Genomic DNA, 20,806 nt, shown 5'->3' on the forward strand with positions numbered 1-20,806 from the left:
CCGCTGGTTTGCCATGCTTCGATATGAATTCGTCGTATTTCTAATGATGACATCGTTCCTCCTTGGAAAAGATTTGAGGATAGCAATGATGTATCAGGGTGTTAATGTGGAAGGGTTGGAGGCTTACGCTGCATTAGCAATTTCAGCGGTAATAGCCGCTTCACAGGCAGCTTGCAGACTAGTGTATCGCTCAACCTTGCCCGACCAAGGGTTTTCGGGCACAGGCAATCCATGTTGTACAAATAAAGCTTGCAGCACTTTGATATGACGTGCTTCCGCTTCACGAATATTGTTGAATGGCTGGGTCTCGCCAAAGTCAGCAATAACCTGATCATAAGTTGCCCGGGAACGATATTCATCATCGAGCGCTTCATGCAATACGCGAATGTCTTGCTCAGTCAAGCTACTCATATTTAACCTCCGAAATGAAAGAATGTGATGGTTCCAATCCCTGCGAGCAGTAGTATAAGTTGGCGTATGGCGGCAGCAAAGGCTGTCTGCCGATGTAATCCAGGGATAAGATCAGCCACGGCAATGTATATAAAGCTTGCGGCAGAAAGCGCTAAAATAAAGGGCATTACCTGGCTCACTTCACTAAGCCAGAAATAAGCTGCTACAGCACCGGGAAGTGTAGCGGCGGCAGAAAGGCTGTTGAGAATGAATGCTTTTGTGCGGCTATATCCATTGTCCAGCAGAATAGCAAAATCACCAATCTCCTGCGGAACTTCGTGTGCAATCACCGCGAATGCTGTCACCATTCCAAGCGGAATTGAAGTAAGAAAAGCAGCAGCAATGACAACGCCATCTACGAAGTTGTGGAAAGCATCGCCGATCAGAATGAGTGGGCCAGCGCGCCCATGCATCTCGCATTCGTCCTCATGGCAATGACGCCAAAGCACAAATTTTTCGAGTACGAAAAAAAGCACCATGCCAGCCAACACTGATGCCATAACCATGATCGCGGGTGCTTGTTCCAAGCTGGCAGGTATCATGCCAAGGAATGCAGCGCCAAGCAGCGTCCCGGTGGCATAACTGATCAGACTGGGAACAAGCATTTTGCGCATACTTTCCGGAAAAACCAGAAATAAGGCAGCGCCAGCAACTGCGCCGATACTACCCAATATACTGAATATAATTATCCACAGCAGCATTGGGGGCCTTGGACGCTTTCTTTATAGTCTATTCGTCAGAAGCGAGCCAGATCAAATATTGATGACCCATCTTCTGCCTTTCATTTAGGCATGAAACTTGCAGTTTGATAAGGTATTTGATGTGCTCTGAGATATGCAAAAGCGTTTTCTGGTTTTAGTGGCAACCATGTCCTCCATGATGATCGCCATGCGTATCATGTTCCATTTTCATGGATTTAAGCTGATTTTTTTGCTCGTCCGATAAAACAGCATGGACGAGTTGCCGCTCCTTAATATGATACTCGACCATTTCGTTGACAACATTTGTGAACTCTTTGCCAAGATTACGCAGTTGGACGTCAGTTGTGCTGGATTGCATGCTTTCCTTCTTAAAGGCCTTCATGCTTTTCCGCAGTTTTTGTTTGAGCTGCCCGTGCTCTTGCTTGTGTTTTAAATGCAGGCGGGTAATTTTCCCCAACTGCTCATCGCTCAGCTTCAATTCGTCTGCATGAAAGATGATCATATGAGCATAACTATGCCCACCTTTCATCATGCCGCTACTTTTTTTGTCGCCGTGTTTGTGATCTTCTTCCTTGCCCTTACCTTGCCCGCTAACCTTTTCTTGACCATGCTGATGCGCCTCAGCAACCATAAAGCCTTGATTTTCAAATTGTAAGGGACTGGATTGATTACTCGCCATTGAGATGGGTGCGGTGCCTAGTGTAATGGCAAACATAGAACCCATTGCAATAGTAATGATGGATTTTTTGCTGATCATGGCATTTTCCTCCTGAAGTATGATTGAGTATCACTTTTCTTGAAAAGCGGTGTTGCACATCTCAGAAAATCTTTACCTCATCATATGTGCTATGACAACGCCCATGACAAACCAAGGATTGGAAAATCTGAGTTAGCTGATAACACCAGCTTTTAACCATAGCATATTTAGTAATTTGGATGTCCATTAATTTTTTTATTGCTTTCTAAAAGAAAGCTTCCTATTATCAATCATTGAAAGGCTAATAGAAATTTTGCCTGTCTCATCTTCATCGAGTAGTAGTATTGATTAACCAAAAATCTAGGAGGTTATCATGCGACGAATCTACTTTCTTGTTCCAGACATTAATGTGACCAAGCGTATCGTTGACGATCTGCTTCTGGCACGAATCGAGGAAAAACACATTCATGTGATTGCTAAACGTGGCACACCGCTTGAGGAGTTGCCTGAAGCCAGTCTATTGCAGAAAAGTGATTTCATTCCAGCAGTGGAGCAGGGGCTGGCACTCGGAGGGTCGACCGGTTTACTTGCCGGACTGGTTGCCATCGCCCTTCCTGCTACTGCGCCAGTAGTTGCAGGTGGTATCTTGCTGGCGACCTCACTGGCAGGAGCAGGTATCGGTGCCTGGCTGGGCGGGATGGTGGGAATGAATGTGGGCAACAGACGGATTAAAGAGTTCGAGGATGCGATAGAAGCAGGTCATTTTCTAATATTAGCCGACGTGCCAGCGGATCAGGTCGATGAAATTGAGGGGCGGGTAAAACAGCATCTACCTGAAGTGGAAGTCGAGAAAACGGAACCAAGAGTACCTGCATTTCCATAAAATAATTGTCAGCAAAAACGTTATCAGATCTTGCCAATCACGCGAGGTTGGATAATAAAAGAGCCAAATTACTTCCTGCATTAATGAGGAGTAATTTGGCGGGCATTCTAATGTAGTTTCATATCATCCCTTACCGATCCAGCCAAGTGAAGTGTGAAGCTGATAGCTTCTGCAGGCTGGGTAGGTGCATTAATTTATTGCTTAAATTCAATCTTGTAACTTAACTGGCAGCGGCTTCCAGGTTAACGCTTTTTCTGTTCTGGATAATAACGCAGCAACCGAATGACATGGTTTTTTTTTTTTGATATTCCGGGGGGTGCGTAATAAAAATGTATGCATTTGCAGTATTGCCTGCCTATTCATTATCTCTTAGCATCGTCTTGCAATGTAAGTGGATTGATTTGATCCACTGCTTCTGATCAGCCTCAGATGTCAATTTGTTTTGTTGGGGGTGATTAACCCAAATTTGAGGAGGTTATCATGCGACGAATCTACTTTCTTGTTCCTGACATTAACGTTGCCAAGCGTGTCGTTGACGAACTGCTTTTGGCGCGAATCGAAGATAAGCACATTCACGTGATTGCCAGACCGGGTACACCGCTTGAGGAGTTGCCTGAAGCCAATTTATTGCAGAAGAGTGATTTTATTCCGGCAGTGCAGCAAGGGCTGGCGGTCGGTGGAGCAACCGGCATGCTTGCTGGACTGATAGCCGTCGTCCTCCCACCTGCTTCAATAGTGATTGCAGGTGGCATCTTGCTGGCAACCTCGCTGGCAGGCGCAAGTGTCGGTGCATGGATAGGCGGCATGATAGGAATGAATGCAGACAACAGACGGATTAAAGAGTTCGAAAGTGCGATAGAAGCAGGTCATTTTTTAATATTAGCCGATGTGCCGCGGGATAGAGTTGATGAAATCGAAGTGCGTGTAAGACAACATATACCCGAGGTGGAAATTGAAAGTACAGAACCAAGAATACCCGCATTTCCTTGAAAAATAATCAATACGAGTATTTTTCAATGCTGAAACCATGAAATCAATTATTAAAGAAATTGCTGAATTACGTCTCGTAATGCCGGAGTAATTTGGCGTGAGCCATGAGTGGTAATTAAATAGCCCGTTAACAACGGGCTATGATTTTACTTTTGCATGGCTTTTGATCGTAGCAACTCTTATTGATACATAAAGGAGAATAAAATGAGCACAACCGAAGAGACCATTAAGCGTGATGCTGTTAATAATGTAGCCGGAACTGGCGACCAGCCACAAGTGCCCACGATGAATGGGGGTGTTGACAATACTAACTCTGTCCCTAACCATGAGGACTCAGACAAAAAAGGTCGTGATGGTGACGGTAAAGACGGACGTGACCATGATGGTAAAGATGGCCGTAATGACGACGGTAGAGATGGTCGTGATGGTCACGATGGCAGAGACAAAGAAGGTCGTGATGGCCGCGATGGCCGAGACAAAGAAGGCCGTGATGATCGTGACGGTCGAGATCATGATGGCCATAAACATGTCGACGTACGTCCAGATGAAGATTGCCGAGGTGAAGATGGCGCAGAGAATTTTGCTTTCCATGACCGAGGGCACTGGAGGATTGACGGCTTTAATGCACAGGAAGGCGATATGCTCGACTTCTCTGGGTATGGTTTATCACGTGATCAAATAGCTGGTCAGATTACCAATATCAAGATTGAGGCTGATAACTTCATCATCAATTTTGGCGATGATGTATCAATCACACTGGCAGGGGTAAAGCCTGATCAGATTGGCTGGGATGATGTCAAGGTGCCGGGTGATGATGGTAAAGATGGCCGTGATGGTGACGGTAAAGACGGACGTGACTATGATGGTAAAGATGGTAAAGACGGACGTGACCATGACGGTAAAGATGGTAAAGACGGACGTGACCATGATGGTAAAGATGGTAAAGACGGACGTGACCATGATGGTAAAGATGGTAAAGACGGACGTGACCGTGACGGTAAAGATGGTAAAGACGGACGTGACCATGACGGTAAAGATGGTAAAGACGGACGTGACCATGACGGTAAAGATGATCATGGCGGTAAAGATGGTCATGGCCATAAACATGTCGACGCACGTCCAGGTGAAGATTGCCGTGGTGAAGATGGCACAGCAGAGAATTTTGCTTTCCATGACCTAGGCCACTGGAAAATTGACGGCTTTAATGGACAGGAAGGCGATATGCTCGACTTCACTGAGTACGGTTTATCACGTGATCAAATAGCTGGTCATATTACCAATATCAAGATTGAGGCTGATAACTTCATCGTCAACTTTGGCGATGACGTCTCGATTACGCTGGTAGGTCAACCGCCCGTTTGGGAAAACGTCACTACTGTAGAAGGTTAATAGCGCAGCAATAGAGAGGGGGATTCATTCCCCTCTTGTCAATGTGATGCTTTCTCTGCTGGCTGGGTTTAAGGAACAGGTTGGAAGCTATGCCAGGATGTGCAGAGATAGCCATCTAATCATGTACCGCCCAACTAACGCTGAGTAGCTAAATTGCAGCCTTGCTGGAAGGAATCTGGCTTGGCGCCATGAGTAATTTAATAGCTCAATAACATGGGTTGCGATTTTATCTTTTAGGCGCTTTGACCCTGGCAGTTCTTATTGACACATTAAAGGAGAATGAGATGAGTGCTAATCCTGACGATCCTGAATCTGACTCTCAAGAATATACAGTCGCAGTCGAAAACTATCCCTACCCCCTTGAATACTATCCCTACCATCCTTCACATTTCCTTTTTATGGAATCTCTGAATCAGAGATATCAACAATCATCTCTACATTCGCCATTGAAGGGACATGATTGGCGCCCTCATCCGGACGACCTTCATTCCAGCCAGCAATTGCCTGAATCTTCACCACTAGAGAAGGAAAAATTTGAGAGTGATCAGGAACATGACGTTCAAGATGGTCATAACGATGGCCTGGTAGATGATTTATCCGCCAGCGGCGCGGCGAGTGATGGTAAAGCAGATCATAAAGATAGTCCTCAAGATGAGTTGCCCGGTAGTGGCATGAGTGGTGGTGATCGTCATGATGGTAAAGACGATCATAATAGTGAGCCGAAAGATGAATCATTCAGAGATAGCCTGAATGGCAATGATCGTAACTATGACGCCAAAGATCGCGATCAAGATCATTCATTTGATAACGGCACGAGCGGTGATGACTATATTGACGTACGTGAAGGCACATATTGCTATGGTGGACAAGGGGCGGATCATTATGTTTTCCGCGAAGAAGGGCACTTGCGCGTTGAAGACTTTAACTCGCAGGAGGGAGATAAGCTCGATTTTGATACTGGTCTTGGCCTAACGTCCAAGGAGCATTTGGCTGGTTTTATTACAGAGATCCATATTGAAGCTGATAACTTCATCATCAACTTTGGCGATCATGTATCGATCACGCTGGTAGGTGTAAAACTCGATCAAATCAGTTGGGATGATGTCAGTGTGATGAGTTAAATACTGTTGTCAAAAGAGGATGGATATCCATTCCTTCTCTTACCAATCAATCAATTTTTACTGTTGGTTATGCTTGATAGGCAGCGTGTAGGCGTGTAGATTACTTTAAGATGCCTTGAGGTAGCTAATAATTTACTATTAAACTAACTCGTAAAGAGCGACTTTCGATAGGATGAAAATGCAAGTCGGCCACACCTGATACGGATTCACCGGGAAGCCTGGATGGGTAGAAGTAGTCAATCGCGTGCGCTTTAGTATTTAATAAATTAAAGCCTTGCATCAATACCCGCACATTCTTATCGATTTTGTAACCAATCTGACCATTTAATGTCACGGTGTGATCAGACCGTATACTGTTATCCTCGGTTAAAGTGCGCTCTCCAAAGTAACGGAGCTGCATGCTTCCTAGAAAGGGGCCCATATTGGTTACTGAGATTGCTAATTTTCCCACACCGCTAATGGCGCCAGGTATATGGTTACCAGCTGGGTCTGAATCAGTAAAACGTGCTCGAGAGAGTGCGTAATCCAAATCCAACATCAGCCAGTTATAAGGCATATAAAATGCTGAAATTTCAAACCCTTCTCGTTTGCTCGGGCGGCTTGCTTCAGTTGTGCCTGCATCGCCTAGGAATAATAGCTCTGAATCGAGATCCAGGCGGAAAATAGCAAATGAAGCTTGCAAGCTTGGAACGATAGCGGTGCGCAGACCGATTTCGTATCCTGTGGAACGGACAAGCGGTGTTACCTTGCTGACGGGATTGCCGGATTTGGGATCTATAGTAGCAGTAGTTCCACGTGCGTCGTTGCTATGGAATCCACTGCCATAGTTAAAGTAGTATTCAGTTTTTGCCCATGGCCCAAGAATCAGACTTAGCTTGGGATTAGTCATGTTGTCATATCGGTTGCCTGAATTAACGTTTAGATTGCTGTTGACATCAAACCAGTAGAGATCTGAACGTATACCTGCCACAGTTCGTAATTTTTCAAGCCATTGCACGCTATTTTGGTAATAAAGTCCAACGCTATTCTCGACTATGTGATCTCTGCGTGTAGTCGATAAAGTTTGGCGTTGTTTTGTGCTTAACAGGGCGTTGTCGATCACATCATTTTGAAACTGAACTCCTGCAGTATTTTCAAAGGTGAAGCCAGCAAAGTTATTTTCCCAGAAATGACTAAAATTTAATGCAGACTGAAAACGCTTGTCGACTTGGGAAAATTGATCTCCATTGATCGGATCATCCAGGAAATAAGTAAAGTTGGAGAATAAAGCAAGATTGGTGTGGAGTGTATAGAGGTTTATTTGAGTGATGCCAAAGTTGCTTGAGTGTTGCAGCGCACCTGATAAACTAAAGCGATGCGCTTCTCCACCATCGCTGGGATCAATAGTGTCCAGTCGAGAAATGAGACCGCTCGTCACAGCTCTTCTCGGAATTTGGTCGGTAGCATGCCAATTCCCTCCATAACCCATTGCCGTGATGTTGAAGTTGGTAGCTCCGATATGTCGGCTATATCGCAGGACAGCATTAAACTTTTTGTAATTCTCTTTTTTTAGCCATGGACCATCCTTTGTGAGTAACTCAACGGCATACAATATATTGCCGGCGTCTGCTTCATAAGAATTGGCAAGTAGTCCACGCATATATCCTTGTTGGCCAAGACCATAATGAGCAATTCCATGGGGTAGTTTATCAAGATAATTCATATTGATAGCACCGGCAGAGGAGAAGTCACCTTGGTCAGTGTAATAGGGGCCTTTCTGGTACTGTAGACTACTGGCCAGCTCTGGGATAATGAAATTTGTATCTGCCCAACCTTGACCATGTCCATGAGAGCGTTGGTTTATGAGCATGCCATCTACAGTAATCCGCAGATCAGTACCATGATCAAGATTAAAGCCGCGCATAAAATACTGATTTGCTTTTCCTTCGCCACTATGCTGGGTAACAATCAGGCCGGGTACACCTTCCAATAATTCTCCTGGACGGTAGACTGTACGCAGATCAAGCTGCTGTTTGAGAACGGTACCTTCGTTTGCAGAATTTGCGATTCCTATCAGATCATTAGCCTTGGCATGGACGATTACTTCTTTTAGTGCAGGTATTCCAGCAGCATTTACGACGGATGATGCTCCAAATATTAATAACGCGTAATTGATTGCGGCAGTCAGCTGTGCTGTCGATTGACTGATAATTTTTGAGAGTTTGAACATCTTTCTTCTGACTAAGCTGGATTTGCTGTTCGACTCTTTCCGATATCAAATTTGTTGTTTTACCAAGAGGCTGGTAATTGTCGCTGCTGATTGGCGGTTATCAAATCCTGTTTAATTTTTCATTAGAATTCCAATGGATCAACATCCAAAGCCCACCGTACCTTACGGTTGGGGATTTTGCAGAGCTTTATATACCAGTCACTGAGAAAAAGCTGTAATTTCTTGCGGGAACTGGATTGTATCAGCAGGTGTGCACGTTCTAGTCCTTTTAACCGTGCCATTTGTGCGGGAACCGGATCGAATATTTCTATTTGCTTCACAGGTTCAATCAATTTAGTTGCCGTGGTGAGAAATTCTATCGCGACGTCGATGTGTGGTGCTTCCGCATTGAGCAGTGCTTGATAGGAGTAAGGAGGGAAATGAGTGATTTCCCTTTCTTTTAGTAACATCTGTGCATGAGCGTCATAATCGTGATGTTTCAAGGCATGGTACAAAGGATGGTCAGGAAACTCAGTCTGAATGAGGACTTCTCCAGCAGTTCCAGCACGGCCGGCTCGTCCGGCAACTTGCATGAGCTGGGCAAATAGCCGTTCTTCTGCCCGAAAATCAGTGCTATAGAGCGAAGCATCAGCATTGAGTACGCCCACAAAAGATAAGTTGGGAAAATAATGCCCTTTTGCCAGAAGCTGAGTGCCAACCAGAATATCCACCTGTTGCTGGTGGATTGCAGTGAGCATGGATTGCCAGGCTTCTTTGCGGCGAATATTGTCACGATCGACCCGGAGAATGCGTGCCTCAGGAAAAAATTTTGCCAGTGCAGCCTCAATCCGTTGTGTGCCATGGCCAAATGGCATGAGATCCTGATCGCCACATTGAGGGCAGGCTGGTGGAAGTTGTTCCTTGTGACCGCAGTAATGACAGCGTAGGTTTTTCTGTGCCAGGTGTAGCACGAGGCGACTGGAGCAGCGTGAACAAGCTGCGAGCCAAGTGCAGGACTTGCATAATAATACCGGTGCATAACCACGGCGATTAATAAAAATCATGCTTTGCTGTTTTTGGGTCAAGCAGTTTTCCAGTGCAAGAAGCAGTGGCTCAGATAGTCCCTCTTTAAGCTGAATGGCGCGGGTATTGATGTAGCGTATAACTGGAAGTGTGGCATTTTTCACTGCGCGTATGCGCAAACATAACCTGCGGTAGCGGCCAGTGATAGCGTTGTAGTAGCTTTCCAGTGACGGTGTGGCAGAACCCAATATGATGGGAATATCGGTCTGTTTTGCACGAAAAATTGCGACATCGCGTGCTGAATAGCGTAACCCATCCTGTTGTTTGAATGAATGATCGTGCTCTTCATCCACGATAATCAGGCCCAGCTTAGGCAATGGTGTGAAGATGGCCAGCCGTGTGCCAAGGACGATGCCTGCTTCGCCTCGTTGTGCCTGTAACCAACCGTGCATGCGCTCAACAGGACTGAGCCTGCTATGCAAGCTGACTAAATACGTGGCAGGGAAGCGTGCCCGGAAAACTGCCTCTAGTTGGGGGGTTAGGTTGATTTCGGGAACCAGGATGAGCACCTGGCGGTTTTGTTTTAACAGCATTGCAGTCACTTGCAGATAAACTTCGGTCTTGCCGCTGCCGGTGACACCATGCAGCAGCCAGGTGTTGAATAGACCTATTTCTGCCCGGATAGCATTGATTGCAGTAATTTGTTCGGCCGTGAGCTGGAGAGGAGAGGAGGTGTTTAGTGCGGATTCTGGTTCAATCAGAACTTTTTCTACCCATCCTTGCAGCAAAAATTCCTGCAATGTTCCCGCAGCACGAAGGGAGATCTGTTTGGCTTCTTTGCTACTGATGCTGCCAGCTTCTTTAAGCTGAGCGAGCAAGCGATGTTTGATTTTATTTCGGGCGGGGATGGAAGAGGGTGCGATAGCGCGGCCTGCATCAGTCAAACGAAATAGGGATGGCGCGCTAGCTCGTTGTGGCAGGAGTTTGCTGCTGCGCAATCGCGTAGGTAAACCGTTCATGATGACCATCCCGATAGGATGATGATAATAGCGGCTACAGAATTCAAACAATTCTATAAGGGTTGCAGGCAGAGGAGGGACATCCTGCCAAATAACTTCGGCTTGTTTCAGTTTTTCATGTGGCACTTGGGCGTCATTGGCTATCGCCATGATAATGCCTATCATAAATCTTTTACCAAAGGGAACGCGCACCAATGAACCAATGTTCAGCTGGGTTGCGTCAGGTGCGATATAGTCGAACAGACTATCAACAGGCACATCGAGCGCGACGCGAATTATGATCATTTAATGAACGTCTTTGATCTCGATATTTATGAAAGCGTGCGGCATTGAACGTACCCAGGATGGTTAACAGCAAATATTGCGGGTAGGGTGTATCGCGAATATCAAAGCAGTTTGATGGTAAGCAAAATCCGATGCATAACTATGCAAATGCTGTGGCGATAAGGAAAACCTGGGAAAGTGGCGGGAGCGAATGATAGCTCCCGCCAGGCACTGAAAGATTTTGATAAATCTATTCAATGACACCTGAGTGAATTATTTTGAAACCCGATAGAGCGTAACCGATGCTTCGCCTTGCTTGCTCAAGGTGGCAGAATCACCATTAGCGCTGATTTCGAATGAAAATGGACTGTCAGAATTGTGCGAGAAGCCGACGCAGTTATTGGTATCATAAATGAAGCTTTTTATACTCAGACTCTTGGAATTGGTATCGTAGGCGTAGGAAGCAAATTCAACACCTGGGGTGCCACATTTAATTTGTTCAGATTGAAAAGTCTCTCCGGTGGGATCTACCAGCATGAATTTATTATTGGGAAAGAACAGAAATAGTTTGGTTTTTACAGTATTTCTATCCAACGTCCAGGCACCAACAATACCGGAGGCACTATTATCCATTTTGGCGTACCGTTTTTCTTTGACTTCGGTAGGAATAGGTTCATCGTCGGAGCTAAGTTCAATTGGGCGGGCGATATGAAAGAGTTCGCCAAAGAGGCCGCTTTGCTCTCTTTCTCTTTGCGCGACGACGATGTCAGAAATAATCAGCTCATCGCCATCAGTATGGATACGCCAGCTAGGGCGCGGGTGAGACAAACCTGCCCGAAGATTGGTATCCACGGATGGTGAGCTGTCAAGCTTAAATCCCCTGCTATCAACCCCCGATACTTTTGCAATACCGTATTCCACACCAGCTTTAATGATTGTTTTGCCACCGCATACCCGGTTTTCATCACATGAATCATCTGCTGTTGCTTCGCCATGTAAATATTCACCACTACCATCTGTTGCTATTTGTATGATGCTCGCATTGGCATCATCGTGTTTTACCCAGATATGGCGGCTAAAAAGGTTTATCCCTTGTGCAAGAAAGTCTGCGCCAGCTTTTTCTGCTGATTTGATATCACCGGGTATGTCTGCAGCATCACGTGCGGCTTTAAGGATTGCAGAATTGGCAAAAGTGCTTGAATCACTCGTGAGATCAAGTGAGGATTTGATTGCGGCTGCTGCTTCTGCAGGAATTGATATTCCATTTGAAGGGTTATTATCCGAATCAAGAGACTGTAGCAAAATGGGGAGATTCTGTAATTTGTTTTCATTGCCTGCGGCCAGTTCGATGGGTGTAATGATGGCTGCGGCTTTGATATCACCGATGGTTAGCTCTCCAAGCTGGAATTTGACCGTGTCGCCGTAGTTGTAACGATAGACGCCTTGTGCATCCGTGGTGCCTGATGAGCCAGAAGAAGTGGTATAGGCAACACCTGAAACTGGAGCGGCATCAGTGAGTATCCCTGTGGTGGGTCCTTTGGGGGCGGTTTTACTAATTTCAGGTTTCTGGCTGTCGTCACAGGAGGCTAGACTGATGATGAGTGCACTCGATAAAAATGCCCAGGCTTTTTTGCTTGCTTGTTGATTGAATTTCATTGAGATAGTTCTTCCAATTTATGTTTAATCAATTCATGCGATTTACGCACTGCGCTAAGATTGTAATCTTATGAAATAAGAGGATAATGTAGATTTGAATCTTGGCGATGTAAAACCTCATTACAGCAATCCTCAAAGCGAAATCTATTAGAAGCTCGCCTTATAATAAGTATAGACGCAATTTTCTGTTTTACTGATTTTTTTGAATTTCTGAATGGTTGATTTGTCAATTGAGCATTTAAGCTCTGTTTAACATCACTTTAATAACTGATTTCATATGTCTAGTCTAGCGCAAATATCACAGTTGACTCAGAAGCCCCAACAACTTCCTGTTGACTGGTATCTGGATCCACGCGTATTTGAATTGGAAAAGCAGCGGCTCTTTGATCAAGGCCCAGGTTACGTGGGGCATGAATTGATGACGCCCAGTGTCGGAGATTACTATGCCCTGGAATGGATGAATGATGCCAAAGTATTAATCCACAACGAAAATGGGATTGAGTTGTTGTCGAATGTGTGCCGCCATCGCCAGGCGCTATTGCTGAAAGGGCATGGCAATGCCAGAAATATTGTTTGCCCGGTTCATCGCTGGACTTACGCGATGGACGGCAAATTACTTGGGGCGCCACATTTTAGCAAAAATCCATGTCTCGATTTGAGTAAGGTTTCCTTGCAAAACTGGAATGGGCTGTTGTTTGCTGGTGAACGCAATATTGCACGTGATATGGCAAATCTAGGTATACTCAAAGACTTTGATTTTTCCGGGCACGTGCTTGATCGCGTGCAAATAGATCATTACACGTGTAACTGGAAAACATTTATTGAAGTTTATCTGGAAGATTATCATGTTGAACCCTTTCATCCGGGTTTAGGGCATTTTGTGGATATCAATAAGCTTGATTGGGAGTTTGGCGATTGGTACAGCGCTCAGGTCGTAGGAGTTAATCCTGCATTCGAGCGTGCAGGTACGCCTGTATATGACAAGTGGCACAAACAGATTTTACAGCACAACAATAATCATAAGCCACGTTATGGTGCCATCTGGTTGCTTTATTATCCCAATGTGATGCTTGAGTGGTACCCTCATACGCTTATCATCAGTACGATATTGCCAACTAGCGTAGAAAACTGCATGAATGTAATTGAGTTTTACTACCCAGAAGAAATTGCCCTGTTTGAGCGCGAATTTGTTGAGGCAGAGCAAGCTGCTTATCGTGAAACAGCTATTGAAGATGAAGAGATCTGCAGGTTGATGACGCTCGGACGGCGTGCACTCTATCAGCAGAGAATCAATGAAGTTGGTCCCTATCAAATGCCGATGGAAGCGGGAATGGCACATTTTCATAATTTCCTGTACCGGGAGATGGGATCTTATTTGCGTTAATTGCTATTCTGACGGGTATTTTTCATTGAATAGTTGCTGATGCATTCACTTTGGATGCTGGTGGCAGGCTTTATGTTTGCCTGCATGGGGATGCTGGTAAAGTTAAGTGCAGTACATTTTTCTAGTATCGAATTGGTATTTTATCGATCTTTGTTTGGTCTGCTATTAACCTATTTGGCTATGCGCGTCTGTCGTATTCCTTTGCTAACTGAGCATTGGAAGGTTCACTGCTGGCGTGGATTGTTCGGTCTCGGTGGATTGTTGTTGTTTTTTTATTGCATTACCCAACTGCCATTGGCAACGGCCATATCGCTGAATAATACTTGGCCGTTATTTCTGGCGCTGTTGGCGACGATTTTTTTAAAAGAACACTTGCATTGGGCTTTGGGTATGGCAGTCATGCTCGGATTTATCGGAGTGATTTTGTTGTTACGCCCGACTTTGTATGGAGATCAATGGCAGGCAGGATTAATCGGGTTGCTTTCGGCTGTTTTTGCAAGCTTTGCTCATCTTAACCTGAAACAGCTTGGTAAACTGGGTGAGTCCGAATGGCTGGTGGTTTTTTATTTTACCCTGATTTGTACGGTGATTACCGGCATATGGCTGTCATTAACTACATTTAGCGTTATTACATCTAATAATGTATGGCTATTGGCCGGAGTTGGTATAACGGCTACACTTGCACAGTTGGCGTTAACGCGTGCTTACCGTGTCGGTAAAACGATGGTGGTCGGGGCGCTTGCATATAGTACGGTGTTATTTGCTGGGTTGTGGGATGTTTTTTTATGGAATGAGATGCTGCCAATGTCTGCCTGGATAGGGATGGCAATGATCGTGTTAGGTGGCTTGCTCAGCCTCAGGATTGCACCGGTTAGCGCTCGTAGTCAATAAAATCAGTGCAATATTTGCAGAGTAAAAAATCAATTCTTATAACGGATGGATTAGATCTAGGAAGATACGCATGATAACTATTCAAAAAATTAACAATCTGGTCATCGTAGCCGTCATCGGGGAGTTTACCCTGAGTGACTATAAAGAATTTGAACAGCAAGTGCTATATCAGCCACATTTTGAAGCAAATTTGTTATTTGATTGGCGGGACATGGTGGATTATACGGTAGATGTCGCATGGGAGGAGATCAAATTCCTGCGTGAGCATGGCAGTGAATTTGGACGGGTTGCGGTAGTCACTGATAACCAATGGCAGGCATGGAGCGCGTGGGTGTCAAGTTTGTTTGTCGAGGCGGATGTGAGGGTTTTCTCAGATTACGATGAAGCGAAGAAATGGGCTGCTGGCGAATAAGTTTTAAGTAGTGGCTTGTGATCAATCAGATAAAAGAGGCTCAGATAGCATGCATGATTCAGTATGGATGAGTTTGTATTAGCCCGGGTATTGCATGTAGTAGGAGTGGTGCTTTGGATCGGTGGTGTTGCCATGGTGACGGCAGTGTTGCTTCCCGCTGTAGCACAAATGAAATCAGCGGAAGAACGAGTCGAATTCTTTGAGCATATAGAAAGACGCTTTGCTGCTCAAGCGCGTGTTACCACATTGCTAGTGGGGCTGAGTGGTTTCTACATGGTACATCTCCTCAATGGCTGGAATCGTTTCGCTGAGCTTCATTTCTGGTGGATGCATGCGATGGTGCTGGTGTGGGTCATTTTTACCATGATGTTGTTTGTGCTGGAGCCATGGATACTCCATCAATGGTTTCAGGCCAAAGCAAAAAGTGCGCCAGAAAAAACATTTGTATTGATTCAGCGTATGCACTGGTTCTTGTTGAGTATCAGTCTGATTACAGTTGCCGGTGCAGTCGCAGGCAGTCATGGATGGGTTTTCCCTGGGAAATGATGATGAGTTACGCGTTATTAAAATTGATTCATGTATCGGCTGTCCTGTTGAGTTATTTGCTATTTCTGACGCGGGGTATCTGGATGATGCGTGCGTCAGCTCAATTGCAGCAGCGTTGGGTAAAAATAATGCCGCATGTAATTGATACGGTCCTGCTCGCTAGCGCAATCATGTTGGCCGTGCTGATCCAACAGAATCCGCTTACAGACGCCTGGTTAACTGCGAAAGTGGTGGGGCTGCTTGTTTACATTGGGTGCGGCATGGTAGCGCTGCGATTCGGCAAGACCCGTACGGTTAAGGTTGGAAGCTGGATTATGGCGCAAGTAGTATTCTTTTATATTGTGCTGGTTGCATTAACCAAAAATCCAGCAATACTCTTGTAAATTGGGGTTGATGCGCCACTTGATTTTTTGTAAAAGCCTTGCGCTATTGAGTAAGTTTTAAAAGTCGCCTCTTATTCCTGCTACCAGAGCTCTTCCTGGCAATGGTGCAAAATTCTTCAAGAAAGAAGTGTGAACGCGAATTTCTTCGTCAAGCAAATTTCTACCTTGAACAAAAAGTCTGATGCCGTTTGATTTGGTTTCTTTTATGCGGTAACTAGCTTCCAGATTGAGTAGTGTATAGCTAGGCGTGCTGGTTTCAAGCTCTGCACGCTTGTTCTGGCGCAACACGTGTATCGTCGTGAGATTAGCAGCCCAACGCCCTATTTTATAGTTTGCTTCTAGCCCGAAGCGTTGCGGTGTCGTACGCGGAACATTTCCGTTGTTTTGATTTAATTTGCCGCGCACGTAATCTGTGAACAGACGCAAATCTAAATTATCCGGCTTAAGCGTAAAAATGACTTCTGCTTCTGCGCCATAAAATGTAGCGTCAGTCTGAGTCATGTTCAGTGCCTGAAATTCCCCTTGTGGATCAAGTTCTCCATCGTCATCAACACGGTCAGCGATGCCATCCCCATTAATATCGATATTTCTTAAAAATATATAGTTGTTGAAACGGTTATAAAAAGCGTTAACCTTCCACTTCATGAGCCCCGAAGTTTTGCTAAGGGAGAAGTCAAAATTGTTAGTAGCTTCCTTGTGTAAAGTAGGATCACCAGTTTGGAATGTGCCTGTGGCATGATGGGGACCGTTCACGTAGAGTTCTTCTATTGCCGGCGCACGTTGGCCATGTGTTGCGGTTAATCCTACGTTATAGTCTTGGGCAAAATTCCACAGAGCACTGGCGGAACCATTAAAAAGACCAAATTCGCGAGGTCGGTCGATATTGTTTTGTGGATCACGCGTGGCATATTCATATCGGCCGCCAAATTCGAAGCGAAAGTTATTCCAGTTGCGTTCTTCGATAAGAAAAAACCCGGTTGAACGGGATTTTGTAATGGGCACAATTGCTTCTTCACCCAAGGCGGAAAAAGTGCGATCCTGAAATTGGATGCCAAACAATCCCTTTAAGCCTGCAATGGGAGAATGCAGAAACTCGACCCGGGTCTCCAGCTCCCGATTTTTAAAACGAGTCGCAATCTCACCATCGCTTTCAAGTTCATTGTGTTTGTAATCATTGTAGCCCATGCGCACTTTCATTTTTCTTAAACCAATGAGAGGGTTGTCTAGCTCTCCTGCCAGATTGTATCGAGCTTGCGTTAAATCAATAGTGGGCCTTTCAGGAGTCGGTATGCCATATTTGCTTTCCAGCAATGAGATAGAGCCACCGAAGAATCCTCTTTCACCAACGTATGATCCGCCGATAGCACCACCTTGAGAATCAACTGCACTGTTTTTGACCACATTCTTCTCATTGTTAGCGCCCTGATCAATATTTGCTTGTCCAGGAATATCATAATCACCTGTTTTACGCTTGAAGCCGCCGATACTCCATGAGGTCTGACCAAAACTACGATTTAAATTGAACGCGCCGGTTCTTTCCTCAGTTGCGGTATTTCCGCGTACTTCAAAATTGCCTTTTAACGAGTTAAACAGTTGGTTAGGGATGCGTCCAGTGACAGCATTCACTATTCCACCTGTTGCGCCGCCGCCGTAAAGCAACGTTGCTGGGCCCCGCAGAATTTCAATTTGTGCAGCATTGAGTGTTTCAACAGTAACAGCATGATCCGGACTGAGAGAGGAGATATCAAGAGTACTGATGCTGTTTTCCAATACCTGAATGCGTGGCCCATCCAGAGCGCGAATGATAGGACGGCCTGCGCCTGACCCGAATGAAGTGGAAGCCACGCCAAGTTCTGTAGATAGCGTGTCACCGAGGCTTACTTCACGTTTCCGGCGAAGATTATCTCCATGTATGACTGTGGTAGGTTGAGTCATATTTAGCTCACTACGGTCATGAAATGGCGTTGAAGTTATGATGATTTCGGGGAGTTTGATTGCCTGGCTAGTTTCTTCGGCTTGGACAATCGTATTGCTGCAGAAAAAAGTGGCTAGGCCAATAGCTTTGAAGCTTAATTGCATTTTTTGCAAATAGAGAGATTTATTTCTTATAAATAGGTTATGTAGCATTTTGATAAAACGTCATTTATGGTTAAGCATCAGAATGCAACTAAGTTGCATTCTGATGGGGTGTTAGTTGTCAGTTTGTTATTTATTCAAGAGATACTGTTATGAATCGAATATCTTCTGTTTCATCAAATCCAGTATTTGATGAAGACTATTTGATCAAAGGATATATACGAGGCAACGGGGGGGGGGCGCGTGTATAGTATGCAGTTTGAATGTGATAACGACTGTATTTGTTGGTATTGCCCGACAGTGAGCTGCGAGTGAATTTTCCGCAAAAAAGAAAGCCGAGAAAAAGCAAAAAGGTGCCAATTGCTTTTAGAACTAAACAATCATAGCAATGATGATTGGTATCATCGTCAATTGGCTCCGGGTTATTTATGCTTGTTTCAATTTTCAGTACTTCGAGGTGCGTTAGCGAATGCTTTGCCTGTAAGATAGGCATGGAAAACAATAATAACGAAAAAATAAGAATGATGGCTTTACGAAGCACGGAAGGGCTCATTTTGCAATAATTGTTGTTATTCCATTTTTCTGGATGACTGGCCTATTAAATACATTCAGCACATAGTCCTTTAACTGTTAATTCAGTTTCATGGAATAAATAACCAATTGGCAAGGAGGGGAGCGGTTTGATCTTGAAGTCAGCCAGGCATGTTACTTTAGTGCAGCGAGTGCATACGAAATGGGCATGCTGATGCGAATGTAATTCTGTGTTAACCCGGAAGCGCCATACCCGGTCGTCTCCTGCTATTTTGTGTACTAAATTTTTCTTACTCATCCATTCAAGAACACGATAAAGCGTTACCCGATCCAACTGTTCTTTAACGTTTAATCGTTCTTCAATTTCACGATGAGTTAGTGCATGTTGCTCTGCCAGTAAAGTAGCAAGCGTCCGGATTCTATGGTGAGTGGCACGATCACCAGTATGTCTAACCAGTTCTCTGGCCTTTTCAAGGAAATTATTTGGCATAGAGAGTAAATTTGCAACTAAGTTGCATTTGAGTATAGCTTAATTAAATACATTTACGCAATAACAACTTCCTAGTCGTGATATCCATTCGAGAAATCTTTGCGAATAATATTGTTTTCTGACATGCTGCAGCAAAGCTTCGCTTTGCTAATAAAGAGAGAGAAGATAGCAGCTTGATTCTGTAAATATCTAATTTATCATCCTTCAAAATTTGGCATTAATGCTTTCTTTCTTTTGGACAAGGCTGGATGAGCGCTTATAAGAACCAAATTTTGAAGTACGATGAGTATAAAATTTTTAATTGCTTCGTTAAATGTAACACAGTATTTACTCCATAATTTGCGCTAATGGAAAATCTGAGTTTAAAGCAGATAGCGATTTGCAATCAGGGGGTTGAATGATGCAGGTTTTTTGGTGCATCTGTGTGATGCGTAAAGGTTATATGTTCTGCGTGGCTTCTGTTGCGTTCTCCCTTACTCACTTATCCAGACCTTTCGTAATTTTTTGTTATACAATCACGGGCAAATATGCTGGGCAATGTCGCTGAGCAGATTACATATGGATTAAGATTAAGAATCTGGAGAAAGTATGAGAAAGGCTTCATATAATAAATGGTTCGTGCAATTAGGCACAGCAGTAACAATGTCACTAGCAGCATTTTCACTTCATGCACAGTTGATGCTTGCACATGAAGGTCATCATGCAGGGCATGGGGGATGTCAGGTTAAAGGGGGCGATTTCCCTGTAACGGTCAGCGTTTATGAAGTGCCCGAGGGCAATATTCCTCCTATGCATTCGTATTGTGATCATGTGCCAAATGTTGGGAAAGTAAATGTGACGATTGAGTTGCCGACTGAGGCGCGTGAGATACCACTTGCTGTACGCCTGGTAAAAGAGGGGCATGAGGGACACGGGGAAGCTCAAGGCAATGTGGCAGCGGCAAAGAGCAATACCAGCGAAGAGCAGGTTCATGAAATGGAGCATGATGAGCATAAAGGCCACGAAGGTCATGATGCTCACGCTGGACATGATACGAAAAAGCATGAAGAGTCAAAAACTGCCTCACCTGATGCTGGTGCCCATGCTGGTGTTTATATGCCAGCTGAAATACATTCTTCTGGAATTATTGTGGTTGCAGCGGAGTTGAAAGAACTTGGTCAGTATGCAATTTTGCTGGAAAAGGTAGAAGGTGATACTGTTCGTACCGCTGTTCGTGTTCCGTTGCATGTTGGAGGAGACGGGGGGCATGGCGGCCATGGTTCCGGTTTTGGTATGGTGGAAACGATACTTTTGCTTGGCGCAGCAGGAGGAGCGGCTTTCTTTTTCATGCGTCGCAAAACACCAGGCAAAGAAATAGCTGAAAAATCATAATCTAGTCATCTTGGCGTAATAATTTCTTGTCCAAATTCCTTGACAGAGTCATGGTTAAGAAAGTAGGCTTGCTGAGTATAAGAAGAGGAGCAGACAGCAGAGGTTTTATGCTCAGGCCTCAGGTTGAGGAAGGATGGCTATTTTGGGCTGAGTATGAATGGGATAACAACGTAAGATAAGAAGGAGAGAGGAATGGATGCCAGGAAATGGCTGAAGGGGTTAGTAGTAGCATGTGGGGTAATGTTTGCTGGGGCATTGCATGCGGACATACCGACGGTTCCGGATGAACTGTATGAAGCGCTGAAGCTGGATCGCAGCAAAGCGACGCCGAAGGAGACGTA

At 44.8% G+C, this 20,806-nt stretch carries 18 protein-coding genes; 10 read left to right on the forward strand and 8 right to left on the reverse strand.

Features of this window, described 5'->3' with window-relative positions; genetic code table 11:
* Positions 1 to 123 precede the first annotated feature (123 nt).
* From J5I83_RS03830 to J5I83_RS03840, 3 genes are all read right to left on the reverse strand, one after another.
* Positions 124 to 411 (reverse strand): hypothetical protein, encoded by a 288-nt coding sequence (locus J5I83_RS03830; RefSeq protein WP_304053415.1) that lies wholly within the window; start codon positions 409 to 411, stop codon positions 124 to 126.
* A gap of 2 nt (positions 412 to 413) precedes the next feature.
* A complete protein-coding gene (locus tag J5I83_RS03835; RefSeq protein WP_304053416.1) occupies positions 414 to 1,151 on the reverse strand; it encodes a ZIP family metal transporter in 738 nt (245 codons plus the stop codon).
* 154 nt (positions 1,152 to 1,305) lie between these two features.
* The gene (locus J5I83_RS03840; RefSeq protein ID WP_304053418.1) at positions 1,306 to 1,908 is read right to left on the reverse strand and encodes a Spy/CpxP family protein refolding chaperone; all 603 of its coding nucleotides are present in this window, start codon (positions 1,906 to 1,908) and stop codon (positions 1,306 to 1,308) included.
* Positions 1,909 to 2,221: 313 nt separating this feature from the next.
* Here J5I83_RS03840 and J5I83_RS03845 point away from each other — a divergent pair, with 313 nt between their 5' ends.
* The 4 genes from J5I83_RS03845 to J5I83_RS03860 all read left to right on the forward strand — a co-directional run bounded on the left by J5I83_RS03845 (position 2,222) and on the right by J5I83_RS03860 (position 6,231).
* Positions 2,222 to 2,731 (forward strand): DUF1269 domain-containing protein, encoded by a 510-nt coding sequence (locus J5I83_RS03845; protein WP_304053420.1) that lies wholly within the window; start codon positions 2,222 to 2,224, stop codon positions 2,729 to 2,731.
* Positions 2,732 to 3,211: 480 nt separating this feature from the next.
* Complete coding sequence (locus tag J5I83_RS03850) at positions 3,212 to 3,721, forward strand: DUF1269 domain-containing protein (RefSeq protein WP_304053421.1); 510 nt, start codon at positions 3,212 to 3,214, stop codon at positions 3,719 to 3,721.
* 204 nt (positions 3,722 to 3,925) lie between these two features.
* Entirely contained in the window at positions 3,926 to 5,110 is a 1,185-nt protein-coding gene (locus tag J5I83_RS03855; protein WP_304053422.1) for a hypothetical protein, read from the forward strand.
* A gap of 284 nt (positions 5,111 to 5,394) precedes the next feature.
* A complete protein-coding gene (locus J5I83_RS03860; RefSeq protein ID WP_304053424.1) occupies positions 5,395 to 6,231 on the forward strand; it encodes a hypothetical protein in 837 nt (278 codons plus the stop codon).
* Positions 6,232 to 6,355: 124 nt separating this feature from the next.
* Here the strand turns inward: J5I83_RS03860 and J5I83_RS03865 are convergent, their stop codons facing one another.
* From J5I83_RS03865 to J5I83_RS03875, 3 genes are all read right to left on the reverse strand, one after another.
* Positions 6,356 to 8,440, reverse strand: coding sequence for a TonB-dependent receptor (locus J5I83_RS03865; protein WP_304053426.1), 2,085 nt, complete (start codon positions 8,438 to 8,440; stop codon positions 6,356 to 6,358).
* 122 nt (positions 8,441 to 8,562) lie between these two features.
* Positions 8,563 to 10,746, reverse strand: coding sequence for a primosomal protein N' (locus tag J5I83_RS03870; protein ID WP_304053428.1), 2,184 nt, complete (start codon positions 10,744 to 10,746; stop codon positions 8,563 to 8,565).
* Between the two features lie 252 nt (positions 10,747 to 10,998).
* Positions 10,999 to 12,381: an adhesin gene (locus J5I83_RS03875; RefSeq protein WP_304053429.1), complete on the reverse strand. Its 1,383-nt coding sequence runs from the start codon at positions 12,379 to 12,381 to the stop codon at positions 10,999 to 11,001.
* A 277-nt stretch (positions 12,382 to 12,658) separates the two neighbouring features.
* Between J5I83_RS03875 and J5I83_RS03880 the strand changes: the two genes are divergently transcribed.
* From J5I83_RS03880 to J5I83_RS03900, 5 genes are all read left to right on the forward strand, one after another.
* Entirely contained in the window at positions 12,659 to 13,765 is a 1,107-nt protein-coding gene (locus J5I83_RS03880) for an aromatic ring-hydroxylating dioxygenase subunit alpha (RefSeq protein ID WP_304053430.1), read from the forward strand.
* 39 nt (positions 13,766 to 13,804) lie between these two features.
* The gene (locus tag J5I83_RS03885; protein WP_304053431.1) at positions 13,805 to 14,656 is read left to right on the forward strand and encodes a DMT family transporter; all 852 of its coding nucleotides are present in this window, start codon (positions 13,805 to 13,807) and stop codon (positions 14,654 to 14,656) included.
* Positions 14,657 to 14,726: 70 nt separating this feature from the next.
* Positions 14,727 to 15,068, forward strand: a complete 342-nt coding sequence (locus tag J5I83_RS03890; protein WP_304053433.1) for an STAS/SEC14 domain-containing protein — start codon at positions 14,727 to 14,729, stop codon at positions 15,066 to 15,068.
* A gap of 63 nt (positions 15,069 to 15,131) precedes the next feature.
* Positions 15,132 to 15,614 carry a hypothetical protein gene (locus J5I83_RS03895; protein WP_304053435.1) on the forward strand — a complete coding sequence of 161 codons (483 nt, stop codon included), beginning with the start codon at positions 15,132 to 15,134 and terminating at the stop codon, positions 15,612 to 15,614.
* Between the two features lie 2 nt (positions 15,615 to 15,616).
* The gene (locus J5I83_RS03900) at positions 15,617 to 15,997 is read left to right on the forward strand and encodes a SirB2 family protein (protein WP_304053437.1); all 381 of its coding nucleotides are present in this window, start codon (positions 15,617 to 15,619) and stop codon (positions 15,995 to 15,997) included.
* A 57-nt stretch (positions 15,998 to 16,054) separates the two neighbouring features.
* On the opposite strand, the gene J5I83_RS03905 is transcribed toward J5I83_RS03900, so the two are convergent.
* Positions 16,055 to 18,076, reverse strand: a complete 2,022-nt coding sequence (locus J5I83_RS03905) for a TonB-dependent receptor (RefSeq protein ID WP_304053439.1) — start codon at positions 18,074 to 18,076, stop codon at positions 16,055 to 16,057.
* Positions 18,077 to 18,671: 595 nt separating this feature from the next.
* Complete coding sequence (locus J5I83_RS03910; protein ID WP_304053441.1) at positions 18,672 to 19,094, reverse strand: Fur family transcriptional regulator; 423 nt, start codon at positions 19,092 to 19,094, stop codon at positions 18,672 to 18,674.
* A 588-nt stretch (positions 19,095 to 19,682) separates the two neighbouring features.
* Between J5I83_RS03910 and J5I83_RS03915 the strand changes: the two genes are divergently transcribed.
* Complete coding sequence (locus J5I83_RS03915; protein ID WP_304053443.1) at positions 19,683 to 20,465, forward strand: hypothetical protein; 783 nt, start codon at positions 19,683 to 19,685, stop codon at positions 20,463 to 20,465.
* The last annotated feature ends 341 nt before the right edge of the window (positions 20,466 to 20,806 follow it).

This window comes from Nitrosomonas communis (assembly GCF_024102715.1).
Taxonomy (GTDB): domain Bacteria; phylum Pseudomonadota; class Gammaproteobacteria; order Burkholderiales; family Nitrosomonadaceae; genus Nitrosomonas; species Nitrosomonas communis_B.